A 25,375-nucleotide genomic window follows, 5' to 3' on the forward strand; every position below is an offset into this window, starting at 1 on the left:
GTGGTAATTCTTGAAACTATTCAATTTGCTGTCTAAGGGATGGCGACATAATCATTAGCCCTCGGACAACTTCTTCAGGAGTAGCCGTGCCATCAATTACCTTTGGTATAATCGCTATCACTTCCAAAGCCAGGTTCGTAGGAATTCCTCTTGCTTCTAACCGCTTCAATTCCAGAACGTCAATGCCTGCTGCCAATCCCTCTAAATACTCTTCTACACTCACTCCTAAGTTTTCAATTTCTGACATGGGTATAATGGGTTTTTTGTTCGACCTCTATATTCAAGCATCTATTACGTGGCTATCTCACAGTGCGATCGCTCCCCTCAACCATTCCACCTCTCAAACCCACTGAGTATCAAACGCATCTTGCCCAGTTCCATAAATTAAGTTACCGTATTTCTGCCAATTGGCTAGTTCTTGGGCTTCAATTTGGGGTGCGTGCAGAACAGCAAGATTTTCTTCTAATTGCTGCCTAGTTTTGGGGGCGGTCAGCGCCAGACGCACCCCTGAATGATTTAACGCATAGCGATAACAGTCTGCTGCCGTAGGTAACTTTCCGTGCCAGTTGTGATGACCTTTGAGTAACGTTCCCCAGCGCGTGCAAGTAAATGCTACCACGGGAATACCAGCTTTTTGAGCAGCAGGTAAAACGTTTTGTTCAGCCTGACGATGTGCCATATTGTAGCGGTGCATCAACACATCACACTGATGACGCTTTATCATTTCTAAAGCTATGGCTCGATTGTGTGTGGTAACTCCCACGTAGCGCACAACTCCAGAGTCCTTCCACAAACGAAGTTCATCAAGCAACACCTGAACCTGGGTCATGTCGTCAGCAGGCGAAACATATTCAATAAAAAATATATCCACCCGATCGACATTTAAACAATGGCGCACAGAGTCGAGGTAAAGGCGTAAAGAGCTTATATCTCGGTCTTCACTCCCCGTTGCGACTAAGACCTGCTCACGGTTTGTTAGCAACAGAGATTTTAAGCCACCCAAAAAGTTTTCAGATTCCAGATTGTAAAAGAAAAAGTAATTAATTCCCGCTTCAAATGCCAACAAAACAGTTGCAGCATCTATCGATTGCCCTGCCAAACCGAGAATACTTGCTGGTTGTCCTTGTAGTGTTGATAATTCCACGGTCAACTATCCGACTTCTTACTTTGAGTGTATTACGCCTGGAGAACCCTTCATACATCACCCGCCCTTGACTATCGACAATAGCCAGTTCACTTAATTCTGGTTTGCCTTCAGTATCGATAACCACAAAATCCATATCACCCTAACTGTAAGCAGACTATAGCAAAATTTAACACAACTAGTAGTTAGTTAGTATAATTTTTGGCATAAATAATATTGATCTGTAGTGACTGACGTGCGATCGCTCTACATTGGTTTAAACTACGCTATTGAGCGATTTTAGTCACCCGTTATAAATTTTGGTTTTATCTATCTGTAACTCAGTATCAATATTAACTTGCTCTCCTGGAGATGGGGTGTCAAGTGGAGGTACAGTAAGGGTTGACTGATTGGGGGTAGGTTCGTCAGATGGCATGATGATTGTCAAGAGTGTGCAAATCGTGGTCTGATTCAATCATAATTGTCTACAATTATGACTTTGCAGAATTTGATCAAGTCTTTAGAGCGTGTTCATGATTCAATCCCAAAGTTAAGCGATCGCCTTCTTGTCCTGCCTGCTGGGTGGTAAATTCTAAATTCGACTTTCCCGTTTCTTCCCTTCTCCCCCTAAAACCCAATTGGCAGAAATTTCGAGTTATTATTAATCACATCTTTACCAATTCTTGCTGCCACTCCTTCAGCAACGCCATTGATCAAAAAGCAAGATAACTGCAATCTATACTCTTCTCCTTCTACTTTGATAATTGGTAAATCAGCATATTTTTGGTAAACTTTAGCAAAATAAGCGTACTCAGGGTCTGGGTTACAAGCTATTTCTTGATTACTTTTAATAACTTTAACTTCTCTCCCTTCTCTCCCCCAGGTGGGTTTTGACACTAAGGGAGGATTGATTTTATCTTGTTCCATAAATGTAGGTAAAAAATGTTCAAATCCTGCCAAATTATTCTGACTAAAAAAATCAAATCCTAATTCTGTAATTAAAGCCATTAACGCTTTATTTTGCATTACAAAAGCACTGACAGGATTAATTAAAGCTAGCTTCCTTGAATAGACTAATGGTTCAAAATAATCCCAAAGACTTACTCCAAATTCGGGGTCTTTATCTTCTACCATCCATTCTGTTGGGTATATGCGGTAGATTATATCGACTGCTTCACCCCTATGGTCGTAGCAGCCATCCTCATCCATTGCAATACTTTCGATTGGACAAAAAACAGATTGATAATGGCACAAAGACATTAAATATTCAACAGTACCAATATCTTCGAGAGCTTCAGATAGGGCTGCAAAAATAATATTGCAGTCTTCAGGAGATTTATTGAGATATTTTGCAGATTCTTCAATATATTGATTAAGCCCTATTTGAAGAACTGCTTCAGCGTTAATATTCGGGTCTACTTTCCCAAAATGTTTAGCGACTAGCCCATTTATTTTGAATGTTTCGACTATAAAAGTCGCCACTTCCGCATTACATTCAAGCAGGTAGATATTATCACCAACAATTGCAAAATCGCATCGAGCAATAAAAGGCACTTGCTTATTATTTTTGATTAATCGTAGGGTTGATTGAGGATAATCAAATTCAATTAGAGTCCGTTCATCAAACTGCTTCATAACCAGAGCCGCATGGTTTAAAACCTGCCAAACTCTTGTTGCTGCTTGCTTGATTTTTTCTATGGTTTCCGGTGCAACCATTAACACCTCATAGCAAGCATATTCATCGGCATCGTACCAGCTAAATATATCTTGATACTGCTGGTAAAACTTATGCCTAACATCGTTCATGAACTCGCTCCTCCAGCACGAAAACTACCAAAACCACTTACACGAGAACCTGGAGCGCTGCGGGTGTGACTATTGACGTAAGTTCCATCTCTACGAGTGTATCCATTTACGGAAACTGAACCGGAATGGCTACGATAACCACTACTGTAACCACCACTATAGCCGCTATAGTTACTACTGCTAGATTCATCTGAAGTATCTGAGGAAGTACCAGATGTACTGTTAAATTCAGAAGAAGCAATTTGATTATTAGCATCTTCTTCTTTTTTGATATCTTCGAGCAATGCGGTTAGGGTTTCAGGAGGACTAATATATAATGAGACGCTTGCTGTACATTCACTCTCAAAACTAGTTTTTTGTGTTAGACATTTTTTAATTTCATCAATTGCATTACTAACTTGGCGATAATTATTGCGATAAATGCTAAGTTGGGATTGTGCTTTCAAAGATAGATTAGTTGCCGAAGAAACATTTACAAGTAAATTAATTGCCTGCTGCCATTGCAACTTTGCATTCAATAATTCAGGTAATGTGATTAATGTAGTATCTTTAGTAAGGTTAGTAGCTTTTTGAGCTAATTCAACTGCTGATGAAAAGTTTTCAAGTGATTTTTGTTCACTTGTAATCACCTTATCTACATCATTAAAGTTGCGTTTTACAGATAATATTCCAAGCTTTGCTGTATCGGAAACATATGTAGCTGTAGGAATTTTTTCTAAAATGCTAATTGCCTGCTGCCATTTACCTTTCGCTTCTTGCCAATTATTGGAGTAAGCTTTCTCTTGGACTAGTATTGCTGCTTCCTCATCTAATTTAAGTGCAGCTTGTAAATTATTGAAAGCTGCTTCTTCAACCTGGATTTTTGAGTCAAGTTTAGCAAGTAATTGATTTAACTGTGATATTTGATTTTGGGCATTCTGATATGGATATCCTGGTAGATTTGGAACGATTTTTAGCTTTTCAATGGTTTGCTGTATCTTGGTTTGGTTTGCTTTTAAAGCATCCAAATTTGGAATACTATTAATATTACTATTTTCATTAACGATTGCCTGTACATCGGTAATTGCTTGTTGATGTGCTGAATAATCTTTCGTAATTTGCAGGATTTTACTAACGCCAAACCAACTTAAAAGTGCTGCGATAACTATAGGCAGCCAGGGTTTCTTTTTTCCACTCATTGTTATTTTATATATTTACACATCTACATAATTATTGTTCCCGTTATTTATCAAGTTTGAACACGAAATTAGCGAGTGATGGATTTCAACTGTTTTTTATCTGGTCTAATCCATCAGAAAGTCTGCAAAAGGACTTGCCAATACTCCGCTACCTCTTCAGGGGTTGCTAAATATGATATTTTTGTTTTTGTCATGATTGTTTGGTGTTCTGAAAATTGACTAGGTACACAAACTCTAACCAGTGGCTAGCAATAGTTGATTTAAAGGAATTGAGCATTCTTGCTTGTCGCCCCAGCATTTCCGAGCGATCGCTATTCCCCCTCTAACAGCTTTCAAAACATAGCTTCGGAAGTGGGAACCAAAACCCGTTTCCTTAATTTCAGCTTGTGTAGCGATGGCCTGCTGTGCCAATTCCTCTAAAGACAATTGCTGCTGATATTTTTGATGAAGTTCCCACAGATGCGAACGCTGGTTTTCTGAAAGTAGCGGCCAAACTTGATCAATCTCGGCTTGGTTAGCCGCAACTTCTCCCCAATTAGAAATTTTTAGTAGTTTCTCAATTACCGCTTCTGTGGACTGCTGATGATTTTCAACTGGTAACTCAGCTATGATTACCTGACTTTCTGAGTCATGAGTGATGACTATTGACTCAACTTCTTCTGTTAGGGTCTGTGTTTTTTGCTCTGCGTACTGTTCTTGTAATGTAGTCAGCGTATTAATTTCGGTTTCTGCAAGTGCTGACAATTGGCAATTGGGAATTGTTGCTTGTACTTGTGCCTCCAGTTTGGCTTTGGCGGCTTTTTCTCTGGCTAGGATATCGCGCTCTACCCATGCCGTGAAAACTTCCTCTCGGCGATCGCTAACGGGAACAGCGCGTCCATCGACAAAAACCAGATTCCCCTCATCATCTTTTTGGAAGTCTGGCGCGGGGACACCGTAAATCCAGACTTGGTTGCCTCGTGTTCCCTCTCGCCGCAATCGGGGGAATTTATACCCAGTAAGAGATGCTAGTTTTTGACAGACTTGCATGGGAGTATTTAGCTTTGCAAACATATTACTCTTAGCGCCAAGAATTAAACTCAAATCGGATTGATGAGTTTTTGCTTTCTCAAATACTGCTTGTGCTAATGGGTGATTGTTGCTCAATCCGTCCGTTTCTCGAAGCTCTTTGTACCCAATCCAGTCTAAAGCATCAATTTTTTTCCCAATAAAGCTTTTATTAGTATCGGGAATGAAATAATCTCCACCGCCATTTTTTAAAGCGGTAGACATGACGTTTATTTCTCTATCCGGTAGAAATTCCCTACCCACGCCAAGGTAGTAATCTAGTCGAATTATAGAATACCAGTTTTGATCATCTTTCTCTACTAATTCGGGAGTAACAGTCACGTTATAACGCCTTTCAATCTCACCTTTTCTGTGTTTTAACTGTTCGGACTCAGTTTTGCAATTCTGTTTATCTAATTTCAAAAACTGTTCATCTGTAATGCTTTCAGACGCTGTGACATTTTCACAGTGTCCCGCATATTCTGATTTGCAGTTGTTGTAAATTTCTTGCTTAGTAGTCTCTACTTCTGCGGGTTCAGGTAACTCATCTGCGCCCACTTCACAGATGATATGTCCCTCAGATTTCAAATCACTAACAATTTGCAATTCATAGCTATTCATCCCATCATTTATGATTGCCCCTAACTTTGCCCAGGTATTAATGCAAATACTCTCAAAATTGCCTTCTATCGATTCCTCAAATCCCAAATCAACGAGCTTTTTAATATTGGCTTTATTCTTGATGTACTCACCTGCTAGTAATGCCTTTACACTATTGGAGCCATTGCCTACCCTATTGATGCCTACTGGATTAAGCCAGATATAACGCGGGACTGGAAGGCGGTAACGTGATAAATGCTGTCTGACACCATCGGTAGTTTGTACGCCTTGAAAAATCCCAAAAACATAATCAAAATGCTTTTCTTCAATTGATACCCCAGTCTCAATGGTCGAGGTAGTTAGAACGAGGTCATAGTTTTTAATTACCTCATTTAAATCATCTGTACAGCCAAAAGCTGGATGACCAAGAGTAGTTGTACTTTTAGAATCAATTCGTAAAATTCTCAGGTGTGGCAGCAGTTTTTTATAGTACGCCTCCAAATTGCGAGAACCCCATTTAGAACTAGCCCGTTGTCCAGACAAAGCAACAAAGCACTTATCCCCATTCTCTAGTTTTTGGGTAAGGATTTTTACTAATTGGGCTGGATTATTACCCTGTACTAAATTTACCTGCCAAGGCTCTACAAACTGAAATGTATTTTCCACGAGAAAAGTGTCAATCTCTTGCCCAAGCAGCCCTTTGATAAAATCAATGCCAATATCGTTTAAGTCAGCATCAGCAATGAAGATTTTCCCACCATAATTAACAACATTCAGTAGCAGGCGTTTGAAATTTTTGATGATGGCTACGCGATCTGTCTGACAAGTCGAACTGCTCAACAAATGCCAGATTAGCTGCATGATTTCATCCAAAATCAACCAGCACCCTTTCCACTCATCAGGGTTAAATTTGGCTTGGCTTTTTGGATGTAAGCTATCAATTACTAACCCCATTCCGAAATGTGAGCCTTGCTCAGTCTGCTTCACTTCGGTAATGAAAGGTAATCCCAGTTTTTTTACAAGCTGCGTAGCAAGTTGCACCCGATGGGTAATTACTAACACTCTCCTCTCACCAGCGCGAATTATCGGGTCAGTTAGCCACTGGAGTAAGTGAGTTTTACCTGTGTTCTTTGGCGATTTCAAGCCTATTAGCTGCTTACCCAAAGGAATAGCCAACTCACCCAAGTAACGCTGATTTAAGTTCAAATCTGGGGTGTATGTGAGCCGCCTTAGTTGCTTGGTGTTCCACTCATCTAATTTCAGAGCATCGCAGTAAATAGTATCAAATTGGTCGCGGCCGTAAGCGGCTAGTACATCATCAATCCCTTTGCCTAATGCCAAATGCCACCCCATTACTCGGACTTCACAGCCACGCAAAGATAAAAGCTTGGCAGTTTTAGCGATCGCACCATTCACGCTTCTAACCGTGGTGCGCTTCACATCGGCATCAAAACAGAAATAAATTCGCCTGCCTGATTGAGCATAAGCGGCTAACTGTGGGATCAGGTATGGTGCGCCGTTATTTTCGCCGTATTCATCCTTTGGTTGGCGACGGCCTCCCCATACTCCGGGTATACCAATGGCGACATAACCACAAGATAAGATTGCAGCTGCTTTTTTAGCACCCTCGCAGATGATAACGGGAATTTGGGTATTCTCTCTCACCCATCGCCAAAAATCACCATAAGGTAAACTTTGGTAATTTTCTGGTAGTGCCACATCGTAGCGGCGGCTAATTAATTCCCAGATCCGGGCGGGAATCCGTAAGGCAAAAATTTCTGTGTCAACTTTGGGGGGATGCTCATACTTAATTGCCCTGCTGTTACCCTCATCTATTCTTGGCGTGTTGGGCTTGAAGCATCCCCAAAGGGAATCTTCACCGGTGATAATATTTATTCCACTACACCACCACCCACCATTAGAGAGGTGAGCATATCGCCGCATATCCCCATCGCGTAACCGTCCATCATTACGGCGGCTGATTTTATCGGAGTAAAGGAGATAATCAAAAGCGGCATTCCCTGACAGCGATTTGAAGTTAAGTGCCGCTATCTCACTGTCAATTGCACTCTCCCCCCACTCTTGCCAGTGGCTTGGTTCAAAATTTTCTCTGACTGGCAAACTATAAGGTGCGAATGGTTCTTCAATTTCTTGATGATTACCCAGTACTTGAATTTCGCTATCATGGTGATCGCCTTGCGCCATGTCATTTTGGCTGGAGGCTACAACAACTTGATGGACTTTTCCATCTCTGGACTCAAGTCTTGAGATTTCATGCAAAGCCCAAGGGGTACTTCTGAGCTTACCTCGCTTGTTGAATTTTCTGAAAACCTGCCTTAGTTCTTGATTTAGTGATTTTTGGGGTGAGGCTATCTTGCCGAATCCTTTGTGATTCATACTGCCACCCCTCCAACCTTGGCTTCAATTTGGAGAAGTACGGCGGCCACCTGACCACTAAACCAGCCAAGCTTGACTAATCGCTGTAAGTAAAAGGACTCCTGTAAGTTGAGGTTAGGCGATTGCAGTAACTCATCCGGGTCGGGGCATGGTCTTAGAGCAACGTCACAGCAACCCGCTTTTAAATATTTGGTGCTAGTTCGGCGATCGCTTATATGGTTTGATAATTCCGAAATTCGAGATTCTTGATTGTTGGGGAAAGTTTGCGTTAGAATAGTAGGCTTTTCATTCGCAAACCCCTGTCTGTCAGAAGTGAGGGGTTTATTCATTGGGTTGTCCTTTGTTGGTTTGGACAGCCCCTTAACTTTTAAATTTGCAGATTGTAGGGATTAGTCGGTAAGCTAGAAGAATATATAAATTCGTTAGACTTGCTTGTTGCATTGTCTTGTGGTGAAACGTTTATCAGACGTTTCTTTGTGCGTGCTTGTGCTTACCGTTGGTTAATCCTTGCGATCGCACTCAAAAAGCTGAAGGCTGTGTAACTAGCATTTTTTTTGCTATTCATTCTGTGAACTTTAGATGAATTGAGCTAAAGTTTTATATCTTTTGTCTAGTCCTCCAAAATACAAACTATTGGCAAGGTGATCACCTACTCTGGGAATCTCTTCATATACTAGTAGCACCATTGCGTAGCTTGCCGCCGTAGGCATCGCTAGTTTTGCGGATCAATCCGTGTTAGCTGTACCAATATTGCGCCAAGTTGATTTAATGCTGCGTTAGTAGTGCGCTGATTCTCTAGAAAATTTTGCTTAAGTTCCTCATGGCTGTCGCGTAGTTCCAGCAAAACATCATCCATAACAGCATTACGAGCTAAAACTGTTTGGGCGGTGTTGATGTAATCATCCAACTGTTGCTGTGTGGTAGCTTGCCTGTCTATTAAATTATTTTGCTGTTCGGCTACCCGTTCTAGGAGTGCTTCAATTCGGTCAAGTCTGCTGGGTTGTCCCCCGTTGTATTGTCTTGGTATATCGCTCATTGTCCTGCCTCAATCATTTTGGCAATCGCAACTTGGCGTGAATAAATATCTTGAATTTGTGCTTCTGTCATACTGATTTATCTTGTTCTGCTTTCCTTTGTTCTGCGATCGCCCGTTTTACTAGCACCCTGGTCAATTGGGGAACCGTTAAAAACTCTTTATTCGCCCAATGGTCTAGAAATTTTATATCCTCCTCATCTAATCTCAAGGTTATTCGTGGCTTGCTTGAAGGCATAAGAGCAACTATATAAACACTTTTGTTCAATTATGGCTCCAAATACTTACCAAGAGCGGTTTTTAGTTCCTAGTTGACTAAGTGACGCACCTGTTGCTATATTAGCATCTAAGGCAATCGATCAACAACAAGCCACTAATTAGCGTCCTACGAGTAAGCCAAAGTATTACCCCATCTGGCTTTTAGCGATTAGGAGCGACATTGTGATGTGTACTTATTCTGATTGCTAGCTAGTTACTATCTGATTCACATTGATTACTGTAGTAAACCCATGAAACCTAGACGGAGCAAACATTCTACAGACCTAGACTCATTCCTTGATTTCCCATCTACCAAGACATATTTAGCTGAGGTCTTGGGTGTTAGCCGTTCGACTTTGGTCACTTGGGAGAATTTAGCCTTCTGGAGAATCCCCAGTTTCAGAGATGCCTACCCCAAAAAAGCCGATAACACTCACGATCGCGAGTCGCCATTGTCGCCGTATCAAGCATGGGTTTTGGGGAGAGTAGGGCGATTAATGGCACAGCTACGACGGTCTGAACGAGTCAAAGGCTATATCGCCAAAAACCCGAATGATTTTTCTAGATACCGCTATCAGCAAGCATTCCAGCAAATTCAAAAAATCCAAAAGGGAGCGTAAATCATGGCAACACGAAAAAAGGTGACTCCAACCATGCCAACAGCAGACACAGTAAGCATTCATGATGCTGCAAAAAAGTACATGACCACGGAACAAAGCTTGAGACTGGCTTTAAGCCATGTTCGCCCGGATGATTTTGACACTGTAAAGGCAGTTTCTGAAGCCGATTTAGAAGCGATCTCCTCATACTTTCAGCCAGAATTACCAACTGTGGCTAGCACCTCAGAGTTACCTGAAAATTCACAAAATTTAACACAGCAAACATCTGAGCCAGCCACAGAACAGCCACAAAATGCCCTATCCCTACAAGGGCAACAGCAACATCTAACAGCCCCTACCCAATCCCCAAACCCTAACACCCAACTGACGCTGATTGACCAGCTAACTAGACAAGCATCAGAAGAAATTGCAGCAGTAGACGCTATAGCCCAAGTTAAGAACCAACTGATTCTAAATAACTTGGCTGTGCGAGATGCGGAACTAACAGAGGGTATCAATCAGCACTGGCAACACCAAAAGCAAGGATATTTGGGAGCGATTAGAGATTTGGCTGGACTTGCACAGCAAAAGCCAGAAGTTACCCCAGATGAAACTAACCTGACCCAAGAAATTGAAGGCATCATCACCGAACTGGGAAAAAAGCTCATCGCGTGAGAGCGATCAACATCCTGTTATCTCCCCTCGACTTTGTTAACTGGTTATTAGAAAGAGTACTAACGCCATGACTTTTACAATTTCCGGCACTGAACCAGAGGCAAGCATAAGCGCTAATTCCTTACCAGAACTAGTTTCTCTTGCCCAAGAATTACTTGGTCAAATCCGCCAACATCCACAGTTTAAAGGCTTACGCTTCGATTGTGATGTAGCTATTGGTGACGTTAAGCAGTATTTCAACTACCTCGAATGCGCTGTTGCTAGTGACTCAGAGGTAGCTAAGTTTGAAGGTTTTACAGAATAATTCTTGCTGCCAACTCCACAGAACACAGTCGGTAGCAGATAAAGCCAGAATTAATGCTCTCAATAGTTTTGAGAGCTTTTAAGCATCAGATACCCGTCAATACTACCATGCAAGATGACTTAAACAGCCAAATTCAGGATGCAAAGACGGATGAAACAGAGCTAAATCTTGTCCTGAGAAAATACGATTTGGATGAGGAATTAGCGCTTGAATTTAGCGAAATAGACAAAGCATTTAGGCAACTAGAAATTAAATATCAATCGCTAATTAACACGAGGAAATTTTTCAACAATGGCAAAAATTGATGCTACAAAAGCAGCAGCCCAAGCTGTAGCAGAAAAGCTAGCAGGACGCAAACAAAACTCCACATCTAGCACCAATGATTCCACACCTGCTACTGTCCCCAGAGATAGCCGTATCCCTGGATTGTTGAGCGTCACGCCGGATTTAATACCGGGAATGATGCCACCATTCCAGCCGAATCAGTATCATATTTCAGATCCGCTTAATCCTCCTGAAACGCTCCCACAGGCAACTCAAAGCCAGCTAGATAAAGGTATGAAAATCTATGAAGGTTCTACACGAGCATTGAAACTTACGGGGGCAGCGCTCGACCTGACACGCGAGAAATTTACTGTTATTGGTAAGCACTCAAAGGCTTTTGGTGCTGGTATTCAAGCAGCTACCGAAATTGAGAAAGTTAAGGGTAATTATTTAGATTACCTTAATCAAAAAGAAGTAACTACCCAAAAATCAATTTCTTTAGATGTCAGCCAAGTTAAGACAAGCGCTGATACGAATATCTCGGTTTATAGCAAAGATGAGTTAAACCAAAAACTGTTACAAGCTCAAATAAAAGCTGAGGAATTAAGACTAAAAACTATTGAGTCACAAGGGAACCTAGCAAGCTTTAAAGCACAGTTGGGTGATTATCTGGAGGTGAAATCATGAGATTATCCCACAGTTTAGGGCTAAGTGCTTTTAGCTTGTGCGCTGGGTTAGCAGTAGCTTCTGGAGGGTTCACCAACGATATAGCCAAAGTAATCTCTATGCTTGGTGTGGGAGCATTGCCAGCAAGTTTTATTACTTACTTTATCGCTGATACTAAATCACAGAGATTGCTAAATGATGCCGAAAGTAAGAATAAAAAAGCAGGTGAAACACTGCATAAAGTTATCAGGGAATTTGAAAGGAGCAAGTCAAGGTTAGCCACTGTTAGTAGCCAGCTAGAATCTTTGAAAGATGAACTCAAAGAAGCGAGAAATACCATCAACTCGTTAGGTCATAACAAACTAGAAAGCACAGCAATAATAGCTCAACTGCAAGCCAAGTTAAATCAATTATCTACACAGACTCAAAAAGATACCCAGCGTATTGAATATCTGGAAAGTGAGACTGAGCAATGGGAATTGAACTTTAAAACTCAAGTAGAAGCGGAGGCTAACAAACGCTTTCAACTTGCCAAGTCACAGGAATTAGAAAAGATTTATCATGAACACGATTCTATTACCTCTGAAGCTATGCAGCTATTCAGAAGGTTGCAAAACTGGGGTGAGAAGGTAGCGCATGGTCATCAAAGTAAAGCCGAGATTATCAAAAGTTTGGCAAGTAGCTACAACGAAAATTTAGATGAGGTTGGGGAAGCGATCGCCAATGAGCGCCAAAACTATATAGAGCAAATCGAGCTACTAAACGAGCGCGTAGGTCAGCTACAGCAACAATTGGCAGGTGATTTAATAGAACCCGTGTATGGTGACTTTGGCTTTGATATCAACGGGAAAATCGCCAACGAAATAGCGCGTACTTTGTTTACTGATATCAGGTTGGCTTTGAGCGTTAAAGGCTTTCAGGTGAAGCCTGACGGCGTTGTAGACATTGGTTATGGCTATTCCCGGTCTGTGCATACCTTAGCCATTGCAGAAGCAATCAGCAAGCATTCTGACACGCTGGCTAAAAAGCTGGGACTATTCAAAATAACAAGCGTTCGCAAGCTGGAAATAACCGATTGTATTGTGGTCAGCTACCGTATGGGGCCAGCCATCAAAGCAGATGAAATTAAGTTGATGGTTGGGACTACTGACGAATTTATCAACTATGTAGTCAGTCACCCAATCCGCTATCGGCTGATTGCAGATCCGGGCGTTGGTAAAACCCCAACCACTGCGGTAATGATTAGCGAAATCCTCAAAGCTGGATGCACTCGCGGCAATACTGGCAAGGGTGAGAAAGTACCTCACACTCTGGTTACGGTGTCTTATCCTGGTGCTGTTGCTTCACTCAAAGATAGCAACTATCCTTTAGAGCATTTCCTTAAATATGGCGATACCACAGCCGCGATTAAATCCTTTGATGATTGCCTAGACGACGGAAATTTTCGAGTTCAAAACCCCACATTCGCTGCTAACTTCTTTCAAATTTGGGCATGGGATGAATTAGATAACACGCTGAATTCTTGCAGTGAGCCATACAAGGCAGGGGAAAACCTTAAGAAGATTTTAAAACAGTTTGGTCACAATAACATCGGTTGGATTGTGTCGGGTCAATCAGTGATGACCAAACAAATCCCAGGTTTTACCAATGATGATCGGTCACTCTTTACCGAAATAATCATTGGCATTCCCAAAATCAGACATTACCTGAATACCTACGGCAAGGGGAAAAACAGCGAGTCTAATTTGGCTAAGTTGATTCGGAACTTAGACGCTATTGAAGAATACATCGACCATAAAAATGAGTTAGTTACCGATGATGCGAGATTATTAAGAGTAGCCTTAGTCGTCGATTCTCGCTCACCCAAACTTTATTTTTTACCTAATCTCGATAAAGTTAGTTTCAACTATCAAGAGATAGAAGAGACAAAGCGACTGGCAAGAGTTGCAAAGTCCCCTGACACGGGTTACACGAGATTGACACGCGATACCTTAAACCCAAGCATAGCAAGCACTGACATGGTGATGTCTGCTGCGTCATTTTCCACTATAGGGGGTAGCCGCCAAAGTGACACAAAGCCTTATTGTCCCCACTGTGGTCACGCAAATTTAACCGTAAGAAAGGATAAAAGATATTACTGTTTAAACTGCAAAAAAATAACAGTTTCTAATAAAATAATTTGGAAATAAATATATGGACTTGGATGAGATTACGACAATTATCTATCAGCCTAAAAATGACCATGAGCCGGGATTTATCTATTTAATGGAAGCAGAGGGCTATCACGGGCTAATTCCTGGTTGTTACCTCCGTCGTTGCAAAATTGGGTTATCTCGTAATCCCGAAGCTCGACTTGATAACTTTCATAGGAATCAACCACCTTGTAACGTGAAAATCCTCAAGACTATTTATGTAGAGGATATGGCAGATGTAGAAGGTGAATTACATCAACAATTTAGCCAATGCAATGTTGAGTTAATCAAAAGTCAAGAGTGGTTTGATTTTAATCCAATGCAATTTCTGATGGTTAACTGGGAATTTGAGAAGCGATCGCTACACGTCTTTAGCATTAGCGACTTGCCAATTAAGCTAATCATTTTCAGCATGATCGGGCTATTGTCCGTGGGTGCGATCGCTGGCAGATTGACAAATCAACCAGTTAACTCCGTGATACAGCCACAAGAGAAATTGACAAAGTAAGCAAAATTAAGGGAGGTTGTTAGCCTCCCTTTGGGTTTTAGAACGGTGTGTTACCAGTCTCGTTTACCTTGGCGAGATATCCCCGCCAGTAGTCTCCATCCTGGCTTTTGGGTGGTAATCCAATCGCCGCGTCGAATTCTCCGTCAAAGTAGTCGCTAGTAGGTTGGAATTGTTGAGGTTGAGCAATTGTGAGTAACATGAGAATACCTTTTATTTTTAAGCTGCGGGTTAGTAGCCCGCTTTTTCTGTGGTTTTTTTAACCTGTTATTAGTGTAGCTTAACCTGTTATATAATGTCAATAACCTGTTAAAAATATCTCACAGGTTATTGACATCTGCTAACTTGTTAGTTAAATTAATAACAGCTTAGAAATAAAGGGGAGTCAGTCAGATGTCTAAAGCAGTTCAGGAACAAGTAGATCAACTCTTTGTTGCGGTCAAAGATTTGCAAAGCCTTGAAGAGATCAAGCCACACTGTGAGAAGTTCAACGAGTGGATAAATACCAACACTAACTACAGCATTAAAAGCTTAGGCACTGTGCTGAGTCGGGCTGGCTTCTATAAAAAATTCAAGTCACTGCCATTAGAGCAAGGGAAAAACGCTGATTCTGTACCCAAGCATGATGCCCAAGGCAACGTAACAGGTTATGAGTTAAAGCACTATGTTTTACTGCTGTGTGGTCTGGATAAAAAGGATTGGGAGGAGCGTAACGAGTCAACACGGGTAAGCTTACGCCTCGAAAATGGTCAGGAAATCAGCCCAGACGAATATTTAGAAGTAACAGGTAAGCTGTTAGAATCCCAAGACCTCCATGAAGTAGCAGTGGGGTTAATTGCTGCCACTGGCCGCCGCCCTCATGAAATTCTGGCTCGTGCTAAGTTCGCACCTGTGGAGGGTCAAAGCTATCAGGTAATGTTCACTGGTCAAGGTAAAAAACGGGGAGATAAGCCAGTATTCCCCATCGCTACCCTCTACCCTGCTAGTTACGTCATTGAGCGATTGAACTGGTTAAGAAAGGAGCCAACAACTAAAGCACTGTTGGCAGAGGTGGCTAACGAGAATCCTACAGACCTTTCAGCCCAAAACCGCGCTATTGACAGCCGCCGCAATGGTTCGTTGAACCGGGTAGTACGGGCATACTTTGGGGATAAGGGAGATAAAGCACCGATTCTAAATTTTCGACATGGGGAAGAACAAGACAACTGCAAAGCACTCCGAGCCGCATATCTAGCACTGGCTACTGAGCGCGATTGCCAGGGTTCAACGGGTTCTAAAATGCTACGTGCAGCTAGGTTAGCTGGTCACTTTGTTAAAGATACTCCCACAGATCGAGATTTACAAAATCTTGTAACCACTTTGGGGTATGCCGATTACTACCTTACAAAACCTGTAGGTTTTCCCGATGCTCCATCAAAAGAAAAACTTTCAAATGTTCGGGTTAATTCTTCAAATTTAGAAGCTATTCGCCACTTGCAAGGGGAGTTCAATTTACCCAATCAGCAATCAGCTATTACCTACTTGCTTGAGTCATTTAACAACCGTTTGGATACTGCAAAGCAATTACAGTCAGCACAACAGAGAGTTGCCCAATTAGAAACAGAGATTAAAGAGTTACGCCAAAGTAATAACCAGTTAGAAGAAATTAATAACCAATTAGATATAGCCAACAAACAATTACAGCAGGAGAAAGCAGCTATGGAAACCACAGCACAGCAACCCCAAACAGTTACTCTTAATGTCACTGAGTTAGATTCTTGGCTAGAGAAAAAAGTTATTGAGGTGGTGAACAAGGTAACTCTTGGGCAAGGTATCGCTCCCGCCGCCAAGTCTATCCCTGCCAAGGTTGCACCCATCAAGGAAGAGATTGACTGGCAAACCAAGACTGATGCTGAGGTGTGGGGGAGCAAAGCAACCTTAGCAGCTGTAGAAAAAATTCGTAGGTCTTATCAGGCTATCTGTTTATATAACGATACTGTGGCGACTGGAGACAGCGATCGCTTGGCAGTGACTAACCAAGCACTCAGGGATTTATCGGGCTGTAACGGCTTGTTGGTACGTGACTGGATTGAGCAACACAAAGACGAAATAATCAGCCATAACGCGAAATTCGGTATGGAGAATAAGAAAGACCCCAGTAACCCTGCCAGCTATGCCAACAAAGGAAAGGACACAGATAAAATTCTTTTGCTGATAAACGATGAGTTCTTGAGTGGGGAAGCCTTTAAAGCAGGGAGAAATTAAACCGGATCTGGGATGGTGTAGCAATTACTTATCAGAATCTTGCTTATGAGAACATGATTTCTTATAAGCAAGATTCTGATAAATGAAGAGCAGCGCGTCGCTATAATTATCTTTCCCCCGAATCTTGATACCCTTGTGCTGCTAGTCTTAAAAAATATACTACTGTTTTTCTTTATATTACGAGTAGCTAGCGAGGATCAAATTTTAAATATGGCTTTTGAGCAAATCGAAGCATTTTTAAAGAAAATGCAGTCTGAACCTGAACTTAAAAACGAGGTGCTTGCAGCACCAACCGCAGATGATGTTGCGCGAATAGCACTAAAGCTTGGTTTTGAATTTTCAGGTGATGAATTATTGAGAATGTCAGGTAAGAAAGTTGGCAGCATTACTGTTAGAAAAACTGATCTTCCTGGAGAGTACAACTAGGGGTCACGCGAGAATTTTTGAAAAAGGCAAATAAGCCGCGTAAATGTGGTGAATGGGCAAATAGCCAAGTTAGGATTTGTGTAAAAATAACCTGAACAGTTTTTGTGTGAAAGCTAGATTTAGCAAGCTATTCCAAATAAATTTTGTACAACTTATTTTTACATGATGCCTTAGGAGATTAAAGGGACTATAGGCGATTGTGGCGGCGGTAGTAGGTGCGTAGCTTGCCGCCGAAGGCATCGCTCTCTCCTCATTCCCCGTGTCCCAATTACCTTTTTTTCTTTTGGTAGCGCGGCGGGAAGGCAATTTGATGTACTTTAGCCAATCGCGGAGAAAATTTGAGTTTTTGAAAGTAGTGTCAATTTTTTGAGAGGTGCGATCGCCCAATGCCCAATGCCCAATACCTAACCCTAAGATGAGGGATGGTAGCAGTAGGGTTAATTAAGTAGCTAGAGTATTAATTTATGCTCACAGACAACCGCAAGTACTTGCTAAAGATGGCTATTTAAAAATGGGACAGATAAAAACGCTATAAGCCATATACAGTATGGTCTAGATAACCGCAAGCAAGTAGGTTTTTGTTTAATAAATAACCAAGTGCTTGCGCCAAAGTATTTACTTAGATTCTTGTTAGCTATGTAATTAAAAACACTAAGATTTTAAAGGGTAGCTTTCTGGGAATTCTAATTAGGTTAGGGAGACGCGGCGGAGTCCCAATTAGATGAGGCGATTTTATTTGCGGTCAGAAATTGAAACTTCAAAAGTTATGCTAATTTTTCAGATATTAAAACTAATGCATTGCTCATCCCAATAAATACAGATTGTTTCTCCAGCCCTGGGAACTTGAGGCATTTCAATACTTTTGAGAGTTAATTTTTTGGAATTGGGAGTGTAGACTAGTTTGATCTTCATCTCTGTAACTCCTATTATCGGTGATTGCTTTTGAGTCAGTTTTCCACATCTTGAGTATCACCGTAAGCAAGCTTGATAGCCTCTAACCACAATTCTTTAGGCGCTAATTTGACCGCTTCAACTAACCCAAAGGACTGGAGCGACATGGCTAGTAGTTGCTTGGCATCTTGTTTGGACTTCCCCATGTATCCATCTCTGAGTTCTAATTTCTCAGGGCAACGGGCAACGAAATCATCAAACTTAAGTGGTTGTGATTCCAAACCAATTTTTTCTAAATCTTTTTTCTTAACCATAGTTTGCACGGATCTAGAAAGGAGATAGGAGCAAGGTGAAGAGTTTGCCAGCGTAGCTAGCTTGCCACGGTAGGTATCGCCTTAGTCTCTCCACGCACCTATCCTATCAATTAACACCAGGATTTAGTGAACCGCGATCGCTCTTGACGGGCGGTTATGCGATCGCGCCGTTGTCATGCCAAGAATTGAGATCCTAGCGACAAGTGAGAGGATAGCCAAACTTGCCGCCCCTCGCAACACTTTCTCATCGCTCACTTCCAAGTATCTCTGCAACTGCTCCAAATTTCGATGCCCCGAAATTTCCTAAATTATCCGCAGTGGAATGGAACTTCTCGACAACATTTCCCCTAGCAATAACCGGATTTGATGAATTTCAACCTGTAGTTACTGAAGATCCGATTGGGGACAACTCTGATCGCATCTAGCAACAGAACCTAGTACATCTAGCTCTTCACACCAAATAATTTTTCCCACTGCCCTCTAGAATCAATTTTTAGAGGGCTTTTTATTGTCTATGCTAGCTATGCCAATAAAGGAAAGGACACAGATAAAATTCTGTTGGCTTCAAATGAAGAGTTGCTTAGTGGTGAAGGCTACCGCAAGGCTAAATCTCAATAGCGATCGTATTTGAAAAGAGTTAACCCCTCTTGCGGGGAAGTGAGGAGGATGACGGCGATCTGAGCAGAGAAAATTTTATCAGGTTGGTAGCTGAGGGTTTGTTTTGGGATTGCTAAGGATAGTGTCAAAAGTGGTGTATTAGTCGTGAGCGAATCAGAACAGCCTTCAAAACAAGACAAGCTTTCCGAAAAACAAATGATTGTCCAGGGTCTTCTGTTCGTTTTCGTGTTGCTTCCATCTGTATTTTTCGTTTTTAGTATTATTATTTCGGATTATTTGGCTCAAACGCCACCGGATCGCTTGTTTGATGATGCAGCTAGAAATTCAAAGGCTCTAGCTTGCGAATCAAAAAAGCAAAACGAGGGCGGTGAGCCGAGGGATTGTTGGAAATAACAAAACCTTGTGTGATACTCCTTTTTCTTGCGTGGATAGGTAGATAGGGGTGATCACTTGGTGTAAAGTGCTTGTTTTTGGTAGTCAGCTGGTACTTGCAGTTGTGCTGTACTCATTGCTTCCATCCCTGCATTGGAAATGCTTACAATCCGAGAGGTAAAGCGGATGGCTAGCTGTTTAGGGGTAGAGAACTACAGCAGCATGAGAAAGGGCAAGTTGATTGAAGAAATACTAGCCAAGGAATCAGTAGCGGCGTAATTGACCAGGGGTAGCCGTGACAGCGATACCCCTAACTTAGAGATTGTAGGCAAGCGATCGCTCTTGTAACGTGCGGGTACGCCATCACCACCCTCGTCTTTGACATGAGATTCCAGAAAAACCTCACGAATCAAAGCTGCTTGTGCAACAAAATTGTTTAATTGACCAAATTGCCTTCTGCCTAAGTTCTTCACCATCGACTCCATTAGCTGAGATGGTGAAAGGCAACCAATATTGTTTGAGGGTTAATATCACTATTTGAGGTAAGTTGCCTAAACCAAAAGGTTCTGTTTTCAGATAACTAATTACCTGCCCGTCGATAGTGTCTACCCTTCGCTTAATTGAAAGAATTACTTGTTGGCTCTGTTTCATTTTTGTTATGCAAAAGTTTGTGTGGATTAATCACAGCAGCGTCGCGGGAGCTTTATCACTTTGCAGAATCAAAATGCAGAACTGAATTAAAGTCTAACCGAAATATTTTCCTTTACAAACTCAGTCATAATCCCCACTAAGTCTATGTAATTAGTGGGTTTTAAATTGCGAAATTGTATACCAAATCACAATTTCTCTAGGACTGTTCTAGGACTAGTCTGCGACTGCTCTAGGACTGCTCTAGGACTAGTTTGGGGAATCACGGGGAGCAATTGCTAATTTCTCTACGACTAGTCTACGACTGTTCTACGACTGCTCTACGACTAGTTTGGGGAATCGCTATTTTTTGTCTGCAACAATTCTTCGATTAGAGAATAAAATAAACGTACCCACTACGCTTATTTTGGGTAACTTCAATTTCAGCCATTTTTGCATGGCTTTTGAAGCGAAAAAATGAAAATTTGGGATAAAAAATTATTTTAGCAGTGTTAGGTGGGATGGTTGACGCGATTGCAATCAGCTAAAATTGACTACAAAAGAACGACAAAAGAACGACAAAAGCAGATCAAGTTTCACAGATGGAATGACAACGCCCATTCACCCAATCCCTAATCTCCAATGTCTAATAGGGCCGCCAGGGGAGTAGAGCGTAGCATGACTACGGGCATCGCCTCTTCCTCAACATCCAATGCCCAATGGCGAATGCGGTCGAGCTAGAGGGGTGAGAGTCAGCAGTGGGGGAATAGGAGCCGATGGCGATCGCTTCGGGAATTAAGCATAGGTCGAAGAAGGTGGTTCGGCTAGCAAGAACCGCAGGCATCGCGGCCATTCATTGTCTAAGGCATTCTTCTAACTACTGCCGGGAGTAAAATCAAGAGCGGTGGCTTTAAGGTCTGAAGGGGTTCGGTTATGCGATCGCGCTGTTGTCATGCCAAGCTTGCGGCTTATTTTGTAGTCGTGGGCTTAGACCCGCCGAAGTTTGTTAAAGAAACAAAATCCACAAAAAAAATTACCCCTGTTTTTGACCCTTTTTTTGTCTATCTAATTGATAATTACTCTCAATATTAACCGCCCAAACCGTGATTATTGACACATTTATCAAGAAATATTACAGTTTTGCCACTAGTTTCTTGATTCGACTAAATTCGTGCGTCTGATAGAAAATCTCGAAAAAACATCCATTTTCCCAATCCTCACCAACTACATTCAACATCTCCCAATATCTATCCAACATCTCCCAATTCTCTAATTTGTTTCTTACCTTTTTAGCCCTTGAACATCATCCACTCACAAAATTCTCATTAGCTCAAAAATTCCCAATAAATCCGAACAGTTCCCAATACTTATAAGAAGTCTCCCATTTGCTCCCAATAATTGGTAAATTATCGGGAAATTCGCTTAAAAGCTTTTAAGCTCTGTAATCCATCTTTTTCTGACGCACAGTACGCCATATTTGGCGGAAAGTTTTTGAGAGTCAAAATTGAAAAGCAGAAGCATAAGCAACAGCCATCAAAAAAGACTACTGAATAACTACATAAGCACGACAAAAGCCACCGATGAATTCACCCCTCTTTTCACAAACGTATTACGGGGGGGGTAAGAGGGGTGGAGAGAGGAAATGTCCAAGGCAATTGAATAAATTGAGCCGAAATAAATTCAGGGCAATTACTTCATACGAACGACTTGCGGGGTGAGGCACAAGTCTGCTTTGAACTTGTCCCCCAATTAGAACCACAATTAAGAAGCCAAATTCTGATCAATAAACCCCAGGCTTATTGATCAGAAATAATACAGACTTGTTGCAAACGTACTTCAAAAAACTGCTCAATCGAGTAATTGCTTGAGCAAGTAAATCTGTAATTTCAACTGTGAGACAGAGTAAATCACAGCAGTCTTTAGAGTGTTGCTGTCAGCACCAATGCGCTTTATGACAAAAGGCCCCCAACACATCCATCCTTAAAGTACTCAAAACAATTTTAGTCAAACCTCTGCCCGACATTCGACGCTCTCGCTCTCGTAAAAATTGCAGCAACTGGCCATCGCTACTGTCGTGACTGCGCTTAATCGAAAGCACTTCTAAATTAGGTTGCTCTATGTCCTGTATTCCTACCGAATTTAAGAAGATTGTGTGTAAGCCATCGTGTTGATTGATACCAAATTTCGATGACTGTCAAAATGCGCCGTAAACTACCCCTAGTATCCCTCTACTGTACCAAATGACTGTCAAACGACAGTCATTGTCCAAAAACCCGATGACTGTCAAACGACTGTCGTTATGTACACTAAAGGTGCTTTTGGGCGTATTTTGACAGTAGGCAGTAAGCGCGATTTCTCCCCCAAAAGTGGATTTCGGGCATTTGTATAAGTGATACCATACTCACTATGGTTTCATGCCCTGCGGGTGGCTGCGCCATCTCTCGCTGCGCTCGTGACATGAAACCGCCGTTCGCTTGGAGAGGTTTTTGAGTACTACACTTACACTGCATTTGTAGCATAAATCTTTGATGTCGCCACTAACAATTCTCAGAATTGAGAAACTAAAAACATTCGGCAATGTTGCCGCAAGTGATGACCATGTTACCAGGAATAGAGAAACACCCAACGCAGATCCAACTAGAGATAATAGACGGTTGATTGAGGGAGAAGACTCACGCGACTGTTAGCAGCGATCGCTCTCGTAACGGGCGGTTACGCCATGTATATAGAGGGCATGACTAGTGGTATCAGAATTTGATACAAAATACGGCTATTCTCAGTGGTGACTACCAAAAACCGTATAAAAACCAGCATTGCCAAGCTAGTACAAAAATGAAGTGGTTGCCCGTAGCCAAGAATTGAGATTGGGGATTTGGGTTTTGGTAGTCATGGTCTGGTAGTCATAATAGATTTGGTAGTCATGATGATTAATATCTATTTATATAGAGGGCGTGACTACGGTATCAGAACTTGATACAAAATGCCGCTCTTCTCAGTGGTGACTACCAATTTTGTATAAAAGCCAGCATTGGCAAAGCAGTACAAAATTGAGATGGTGGCGCGGTTATGCCAGTGGGGAGACGCGGCAACGCCGCCGTCGGGTAGGCAACGCAGTTGCCAGTCAAATATCAAATATAAGGTGAGATTTAATAACTTAAGTCTTGAAACATGAAAAGATAGTCAGATAAGGAAAGCGCTGAGTCAGCAGCGCAGTTAGGAAATTGGTAGGTTTAATACAATAATGCTAATATGCTGGCACTAACTGTATAGACTGATCAAAAAGCGAGGTTAACAGCGATCTCTTCTATCGTTGTTAACCTCGCTTTTTCACCCTTGTATTTGCGTAACTTGCGTCCAAAGGCATCGCGATCGCAGTTCACCTCCTAGCCAATACTCACAACCTGTTATCAATCTCAAAACTAGTTAGTAAAAATGTCTAACCGGATAGATGCAATATAGAGCGTAGCTGCCAGTTCTACGCACTTGGGGAAATTGCCAGCCGTCTTAGAGATGCTCTCGCGCTCGGTAGGCGATGCCTTTGGCGGGTGTAGCCATCGCGGACACCGCTTCGCAGTTAAAGTAGTTATGTCTTAAAATTTTCAATAGGCATAACTCTTGTAACTGCCATGACAGACCGCATCGACCAAATCATAGAGAAGCTTCAACAATTAAAGGAAATCAGGCAGCATCTGGTCAATGAACCAATGTCTGAATCTGGGGTCTGGATTCATCAGTATGAGGTACGCAAAAAATATAAAAAAGATGGTGAAATCTACTGGTATGTATACGCAAAATGGCAAGCTAATGAGCCAATTTTCAAGAGGAACCCAAAAGCTAGGCTAAAAGGGATTGTGAAGCGCGGCAAGAACCCAGAGTATACCTGCCACCAACACATAGGCAGAGTAGGCAGTAGCACTGGGTTAGGAACCGATCCAGAGGTAACAGAAGCATATCGTGAATGGGAAAATCGCAAGCAATTGGATGCGATCGATAAAGCCTTGGAAGAGATAGAGAACGCGCTCATCGGAGTTATGCCAGAAAACAATGATAAGGCATAATTATTTGAAAGGATTTGGTGTGATGCCCCGTGCCCATCACCCAATGCCCAACGCCCAATGCCCAATGCTCACTACTCTAAAAATAGATTGGAGGTTATGGGGTTTTGGTGGTCATGGTCTGGTAGTCATGATGATTAATATCTATATATATAGAGAGCGTGACTACGGTATCAGAACTTGATACAAAATTCGGCTATTTTCAGTGGTGACTACCAAAAATTGTATAAAAGGAAGCATAGCCAAACTAGTACAGCCGCCCAATGCCAATCGCGGATAGGAGACGCGGCAACGCCGCCGTCGTTAGGCGACGCAGTTGCCAGTCCAAGGCTACTCACTGGGAAGAATCGCTAGCAGTCCTTGGGATGGTCAACGCCAGGGTCAACAGTTAAAGAAGCGATCGAGATGCGATCGCCACGGGACAAGCTCAACTAACCATAGAAATCATCAAGGTCATTAAGCAATTTCTCATTAACAAATCAATGGATGAGGATTCAGGTATTGGCTGTGAGGGAGATGAACAAACCATCATAAGTCTACAACCTGTTATCTTGTTTTTTCTTAAAAGTATAACAAGATGAAGCGATTTCACTAGTGATTGAGATAGCGATGGCGTGCCCGTCTACTATAGGTGATAGCCTACTTAAGCATCTGTGGGGAAAATGAACAAATTATTATAAATCTGCAACTTGTTATATTTTTCTTGCAAAAACTATAACAGGATGATCGGCTTTCCGCAAGGATTGAGATAGTGATGGCGTAACCGCCCGATGGAAGCGATCGCCAACCCATAGCACGAGACGCGGCAAAGCCGCCGTCGCTCGGCAACGCAGTTGCCAGTCCATAATCCCAGAGCAATCGATACTTGCGGCTTCCTTACGTACCAAGGGAACGCAAGCTGTTAGGAATGAGTAATCTGTTAACATATTCTGGACGTTCTAACTGGTTATGGTGTCCTGGAGATAACTTAACAGTTACGCGAGAATACTGTTATATTCTGAAGGCGACGAAATAACCAATCGCTAAAACATAGTCATAGAAAGACTTTCAGACGCTGACTAAGCCTAACAGCTTGGTGCAGACATGAACTGGTTATAGAATTTAGGCAATGCAGATATCAAATGTTCTAACCAGTTAATGCAGACATATATCTCTACTTGTCTGTTAATTTAAATTAACAG

29 protein-coding genes are annotated in these 25,375 nt (G+C 41.9%); 13 read left to right on the plus strand and 16 right to left on the minus strand.

Annotated elements, in window-relative coordinates:
- Nucleotides 1-16: 16 nt before the first annotated feature.
- From GJB62_RS34665 to GJB62_RS36840, 9 genes are all read right to left on the minus strand, one after another.
- Entirely contained in the window at nt 17-247 is a 231-nt protein-coding gene (locus GJB62_RS34665; RefSeq protein ID WP_114084162.1) for a hypothetical protein, read from the minus strand.
- A gap of 93 nt (nt 248-340) precedes the next feature.
- Nucleotides 341-1,144 (minus strand): aldo/keto reductase, encoded by an 804-nt coding sequence (locus GJB62_RS34670; RefSeq protein WP_114084161.1) that lies wholly within the window; start codon nt 1,142-1,144, stop codon nt 341-343.
- 283 nt (nt 1,145-1,427) lie between these two features.
- Nucleotides 1,428-1,559: a hypothetical protein gene (locus tag GJB62_RS38145; protein ID WP_258551465.1), complete on the minus strand. Its 132-nt coding sequence runs from the start codon at nt 1,557-1,559 to the stop codon at nt 1,428-1,430.
- A 191-nt stretch (nt 1,560-1,750) separates the two neighbouring features.
- A complete protein-coding gene (locus tag GJB62_RS34675) occupies nt 1,751-2,929 on the minus strand; it encodes a glutathionylspermidine synthase family protein (protein ID WP_114084160.1) in 1,179 nt (392 codons plus the stop codon).
- On the minus strand, nt 2,926-4,107 hold the full coding sequence (locus tag GJB62_RS34680) for a hypothetical protein (protein WP_114084159.1): 1,182 nt from the start codon (nt 4,105-4,107) through the stop codon (nt 2,926-2,928). Before GJB62_RS34680 ends, GJB62_RS34675 begins: the two co-directional genes overlap by 4 nt.
- A 234-nt stretch (nt 4,108-4,341) precedes the next feature.
- Complete coding sequence (locus GJB62_RS34685; RefSeq protein WP_114084158.1) at nt 4,342-8,151, minus strand: plasmid replication protein, CyRepA1 family; 3,810 nt, start codon at nt 8,149-8,151, stop codon at nt 4,342-4,344.
- On the minus strand, nt 8,148-8,480 hold the full coding sequence (locus GJB62_RS34690; RefSeq protein ID WP_114084157.1) for a hypothetical protein: 333 nt from the start codon (nt 8,478-8,480) through the stop codon (nt 8,148-8,150). Before GJB62_RS34690 ends, GJB62_RS34685 begins: the two co-directional genes overlap by 4 nt.
- 383 nt (nt 8,481-8,863) lie before the next feature.
- Nucleotides 8,864-9,187 carry a hypothetical protein gene (locus GJB62_RS34695; protein ID WP_114084156.1) on the minus strand — a complete coding sequence of 108 codons (324 nt, stop codon included), beginning with the start codon at nt 9,185-9,187 and terminating at the stop codon, nt 8,864-8,866.
- A gap of 67 nt (nt 9,188-9,254) precedes the next feature.
- Nucleotides 9,255-9,422 (minus strand): hypothetical protein, encoded by a 168-nt coding sequence (locus GJB62_RS36840; protein WP_167756046.1) that lies wholly within the window; start codon nt 9,420-9,422, stop codon nt 9,255-9,257.
- A 271-nt stretch (nt 9,423-9,693) separates the two neighbouring features.
- On the opposite strand from GJB62_RS36840, the gene GJB62_RS34700 reads away from it, so the two are divergent.
- The 7 genes from GJB62_RS34700 to GJB62_RS34730 all read left to right on the plus strand — a co-directional run bounded on the left by GJB62_RS34700 (nt 9,694) and on the right by GJB62_RS34730 (nt 14,650).
- Nucleotides 9,694-10,062: a hypothetical protein gene (locus tag GJB62_RS34700; RefSeq protein WP_114084155.1), complete on the plus strand. Its 369-nt coding sequence runs from the start codon at nt 9,694-9,696 to the stop codon at nt 10,060-10,062.
- Nucleotides 10,063-10,065: 3 nt separating this feature from the next.
- Entirely contained in the window at nt 10,066-10,716 is a 651-nt protein-coding gene (locus tag GJB62_RS34705; protein ID WP_114084154.1) for a hypothetical protein, read from the plus strand.
- 67 nt (nt 10,717-10,783) lie between these two features.
- The gene (locus GJB62_RS34710) at nt 10,784-11,020 is read left to right on the plus strand and encodes a hypothetical protein (RefSeq protein ID WP_245246329.1); all 237 of its coding nucleotides are present in this window, start codon (nt 10,784-10,786) and stop codon (nt 11,018-11,020) included.
- Between the two features lie 107 nt (nt 11,021-11,127).
- A complete protein-coding gene (locus GJB62_RS34715) occupies nt 11,128-11,325 on the plus strand; it encodes a hypothetical protein (RefSeq protein ID WP_147262552.1) in 198 nt (65 codons plus the stop codon).
- Nucleotides 11,312-11,971 carry a hypothetical protein gene (locus tag GJB62_RS34720; RefSeq protein WP_114084152.1) on the plus strand — a complete coding sequence of 220 codons (660 nt, stop codon included), beginning with the start codon at nt 11,312-11,314 and terminating at the stop codon, nt 11,969-11,971. The genes GJB62_RS34715 and GJB62_RS34720 overlap by 14 nt, the downstream gene beginning before the upstream one ends.
- Nucleotides 11,968-14,139, plus strand: coding sequence for a hypothetical protein (locus tag GJB62_RS34725; protein ID WP_114084151.1), 2,172 nt, complete (start codon nt 11,968-11,970; stop codon nt 14,137-14,139). Before GJB62_RS34720 ends, GJB62_RS34725 begins: the two co-directional genes overlap by 4 nt.
- Before the next feature lie 4 nt (nt 14,140-14,143).
- The gene (locus GJB62_RS34730; protein ID WP_245246331.1) at nt 14,144-14,650 is read left to right on the plus strand and encodes a GIY-YIG nuclease family protein; all 507 of its coding nucleotides are present in this window, start codon (nt 14,144-14,146) and stop codon (nt 14,648-14,650) included.
- A gap of 37 nt (nt 14,651-14,687) precedes the next feature.
- On the opposite strand, the gene GJB62_RS36845 is transcribed toward GJB62_RS34730, so the two are convergent.
- Nucleotides 14,688-14,849 (minus strand): hypothetical protein, encoded by a 162-nt coding sequence (locus tag GJB62_RS36845; RefSeq protein WP_167756047.1) that lies wholly within the window; start codon nt 14,847-14,849, stop codon nt 14,688-14,690.
- 191 nt (nt 14,850-15,040) lie between these two features.
- Here GJB62_RS36845 and GJB62_RS34735 point away from each other — a divergent pair, with 191 nt between their 5' ends.
- Complete coding sequence (locus GJB62_RS34735) at nt 15,041-16,891, plus strand: protelomerase family protein (protein WP_114084150.1); 1,851 nt, start codon at nt 15,041-15,043, stop codon at nt 16,889-16,891.
- 210 nt (nt 16,892-17,101) lie between these two features.
- A complete protein-coding gene (locus GJB62_RS34740; protein WP_069068113.1) occupies nt 17,102-17,317 on the plus strand; it encodes a Nif11-like leader peptide family natural product precursor in 216 nt (71 codons plus the stop codon).
- Nucleotides 17,318-18,264: 947 nt separating this feature from the next.
- On the opposite strand, the gene GJB62_RS34745 is transcribed toward GJB62_RS34740, so the two are convergent.
- Nucleotides 18,265-18,522 (minus strand): hypothetical protein, encoded by a 258-nt coding sequence (locus tag GJB62_RS34745; RefSeq protein ID WP_114084149.1) that lies wholly within the window; start codon nt 18,520-18,522, stop codon nt 18,265-18,267.
- Nucleotides 18,523-18,645: 123 nt separating this feature from the next.
- Entirely contained in the window at nt 18,646-18,777 is a 132-nt protein-coding gene (locus GJB62_RS38265) for a hypothetical protein (protein WP_258551464.1), read from the minus strand.
- Between the two features lie 507 nt (nt 18,778-19,284).
- Here GJB62_RS38265 and GJB62_RS34755 point away from each other — a divergent pair.
- Entirely contained in the window at nt 19,285-19,533 is a 249-nt protein-coding gene (locus GJB62_RS34755) for a hypothetical protein (RefSeq protein ID WP_114084148.1), read from the plus strand.
- A gap of 191 nt (nt 19,534-19,724) precedes the next feature.
- On the opposite strand, the gene GJB62_RS37850 is transcribed toward GJB62_RS34755, so the two are convergent.
- The 3 genes from GJB62_RS37850 to GJB62_RS34780 all read right to left on the minus strand — a co-directional run bounded on the left by GJB62_RS37850 (nt 19,725) and on the right by GJB62_RS34780 (nt 23,271).
- Nucleotides 19,725-19,988, minus strand: a complete 264-nt coding sequence (locus GJB62_RS37850) for a hypothetical protein (RefSeq protein ID WP_245246332.1) — start codon at nt 19,986-19,988, stop codon at nt 19,725-19,727.
- 833 nt (nt 19,989-20,821) lie between these two features.
- Nucleotides 20,822-20,983 (minus strand): hypothetical protein, encoded by a 162-nt coding sequence (locus tag GJB62_RS34770; RefSeq protein ID WP_159402684.1) that lies wholly within the window; start codon nt 20,981-20,983, stop codon nt 20,822-20,824.
- Nucleotides 20,984-23,094: 2,111 nt separating this feature from the next.
- Complete coding sequence (locus GJB62_RS34780) at nt 23,095-23,271, minus strand: hypothetical protein (protein ID WP_159402682.1); 177 nt, start codon at nt 23,269-23,271, stop codon at nt 23,095-23,097.
- 494 nt (nt 23,272-23,765) lie between these two features.
- On the opposite strand from GJB62_RS34780, the gene GJB62_RS34785 reads away from it, so the two are divergent.
- From GJB62_RS34785 to GJB62_RS34795, 3 genes are all read left to right on the plus strand, one after another.
- Nucleotides 23,766-24,197, plus strand: coding sequence for a hypothetical protein (locus GJB62_RS34785; RefSeq protein ID WP_114081115.1), 432 nt, complete (start codon nt 23,766-23,768; stop codon nt 24,195-24,197).
- Nucleotides 24,184-24,378, plus strand: a complete 195-nt coding sequence (locus GJB62_RS34790) for a hypothetical protein (protein ID WP_114081116.1) — start codon at nt 24,184-24,186, stop codon at nt 24,376-24,378. Before GJB62_RS34785 ends, GJB62_RS34790 begins: the two co-directional genes overlap by 14 nt.
- Before the next feature lie 132 nt (nt 24,379-24,510).
- Nucleotides 24,511-24,654, plus strand: coding sequence for a hypothetical protein (locus tag GJB62_RS34795; protein WP_159402680.1), 144 nt, complete (start codon nt 24,511-24,513; stop codon nt 24,652-24,654).
- Nucleotides 24,655-24,886: 232 nt separating this feature from the next.
- Here GJB62_RS34795 and GJB62_RS34800 read toward each other — a convergent pair whose 3' ends face one another.
- Entirely contained in the window at nt 24,887-25,120 is a 234-nt protein-coding gene (locus GJB62_RS34800; RefSeq protein ID WP_147262466.1) for a hypothetical protein, read from the minus strand.
- Nucleotides 25,121-25,375: the final 255 nt, after the last annotated feature.

Origin of the sequence: Nostoc sp. ATCC 53789, assembly GCF_009873495.1 — a bacterium.
Classification (GTDB): domain Bacteria; phylum Cyanobacteriota; class Cyanobacteriia; order Cyanobacteriales; family Nostocaceae; genus Nostoc; species Nostoc muscorum_A.

Coding starts and splice junctions, on each gene's coding strand:
- GJB62_RS34665 (WP_114084162.1), bottom strand. CDS start 247: ATGTCAGAAATTGAAAACTTAGGAGTGAGTGTAGAAGAGTATTTAGAG.
- GJB62_RS38145 (WP_258551465.1), bottom strand. CDS start 1,559: ATGCCATCTGACGAACCTACCCCCAATCAGTCAACCCTTACTGTACCT.
- GJB62_RS34675 (WP_114084160.1), bottom strand. CDS start 2,929: ATGAACGATGTTAGGCATAAGTTTTACCAGCAGTATCAAGATATATTT.
- GJB62_RS34680 (WP_114084159.1), bottom strand. CDS start 4,107: ATGAGTGGAAAAAAGAAACCCTGGCTGCCTATAGTTATCGCAGCACTT.
- GJB62_RS34685 (WP_114084158.1), bottom strand. CDS start 8,151: ATGAATCACAAAGGATTCGGCAAGATAGCCTCACCCCAAAAATCACTA.
- GJB62_RS34690 (WP_114084157.1), bottom strand. CDS start 8,480: ATGAATAAACCCCTCACTTCTGACAGACAGGGGTTTGCGAATGAAAAG.
- GJB62_RS34695 (WP_114084156.1), bottom strand. CDS start 9,187: ATGAGCGATATACCAAGACAATACAACGGGGGACAACCCAGCAGACTT.
- GJB62_RS36840 (WP_167756046.1), bottom strand. CDS start 9,422: ATGCCTTCAAGCAAGCCACGAATAACCTTGAGATTAGATGAGGAGGAT.
- GJB62_RS34700 (WP_114084155.1), top strand. CDS start 9,694: ATGAAACCTAGACGGAGCAAACATTCTACAGACCTAGACTCATTCCTT.
- GJB62_RS34705 (WP_114084154.1), top strand. CDS start 10,066: ATGGCAACACGAAAAAAGGTGACTCCAACCATGCCAACAGCAGACACA.
- GJB62_RS34710 (WP_245246329.1), top strand. CDS start 10,784: ATGACTTTTACAATTTCCGGCACTGAACCAGAGGCAAGCATAAGCGCT.
- GJB62_RS34715 (WP_147262552.1), top strand. CDS start 11,128: ATGCAAGATGACTTAAACAGCCAAATTCAGGATGCAAAGACGGATGAA.
- GJB62_RS34720 (WP_114084152.1), top strand. CDS start 11,312: ATGGCAAAAATTGATGCTACAAAAGCAGCAGCCCAAGCTGTAGCAGAA.
- GJB62_RS34725 (WP_114084151.1), top strand. CDS start 11,968: ATGAGATTATCCCACAGTTTAGGGCTAAGTGCTTTTAGCTTGTGCGCT.
- GJB62_RS34730 (WP_245246331.1), top strand. CDS start 14,144: ATGGACTTGGATGAGATTACGACAATTATCTATCAGCCTAAAAATGAC.
- GJB62_RS36845 (WP_167756047.1), bottom strand. CDS start 14,849: ATGTTACTCACAATTGCTCAACCTCAACAATTCCAACCTACTAGCGAC.
- GJB62_RS34735 (WP_114084150.1), top strand. CDS start 15,041: ATGTCTAAAGCAGTTCAGGAACAAGTAGATCAACTCTTTGTTGCGGTC.
- GJB62_RS34740 (WP_069068113.1), top strand. CDS start 17,102: ATGGCTTTTGAGCAAATCGAAGCATTTTTAAAGAAAATGCAGTCTGAA.
- GJB62_RS34745 (WP_114084149.1), bottom strand. CDS start 18,522: ATGGTTAAGAAAAAAGATTTAGAAAAAATTGGTTTGGAATCACAACCA.
- GJB62_RS37850 (WP_245246332.1), bottom strand. CDS start 19,988: ATGGTGAAGAACTTAGGCAGAAGGCAATTTGGTCAATTAAACAATTTT.
- GJB62_RS34770 (WP_159402684.1), bottom strand. CDS start 20,983: ATGCCTGCGGTTCTTGCTAGCCGAACCACCTTCTTCGACCTATGCTTA.
- GJB62_RS34785 (WP_114081115.1), top strand. CDS start 23,766: ATGACAGACCGCATCGACCAAATCATAGAGAAGCTTCAACAATTAAAG.
- GJB62_RS34790 (WP_114081116.1), top strand. CDS start 24,184: ATGATAAGGCATAATTATTTGAAAGGATTTGGTGTGATGCCCCGTGCC.
- GJB62_RS34800 (WP_147262466.1), bottom strand. CDS start 25,120: ATGTTAACAGATTACTCATTCCTAACAGCTTGCGTTCCCTTGGTACGT.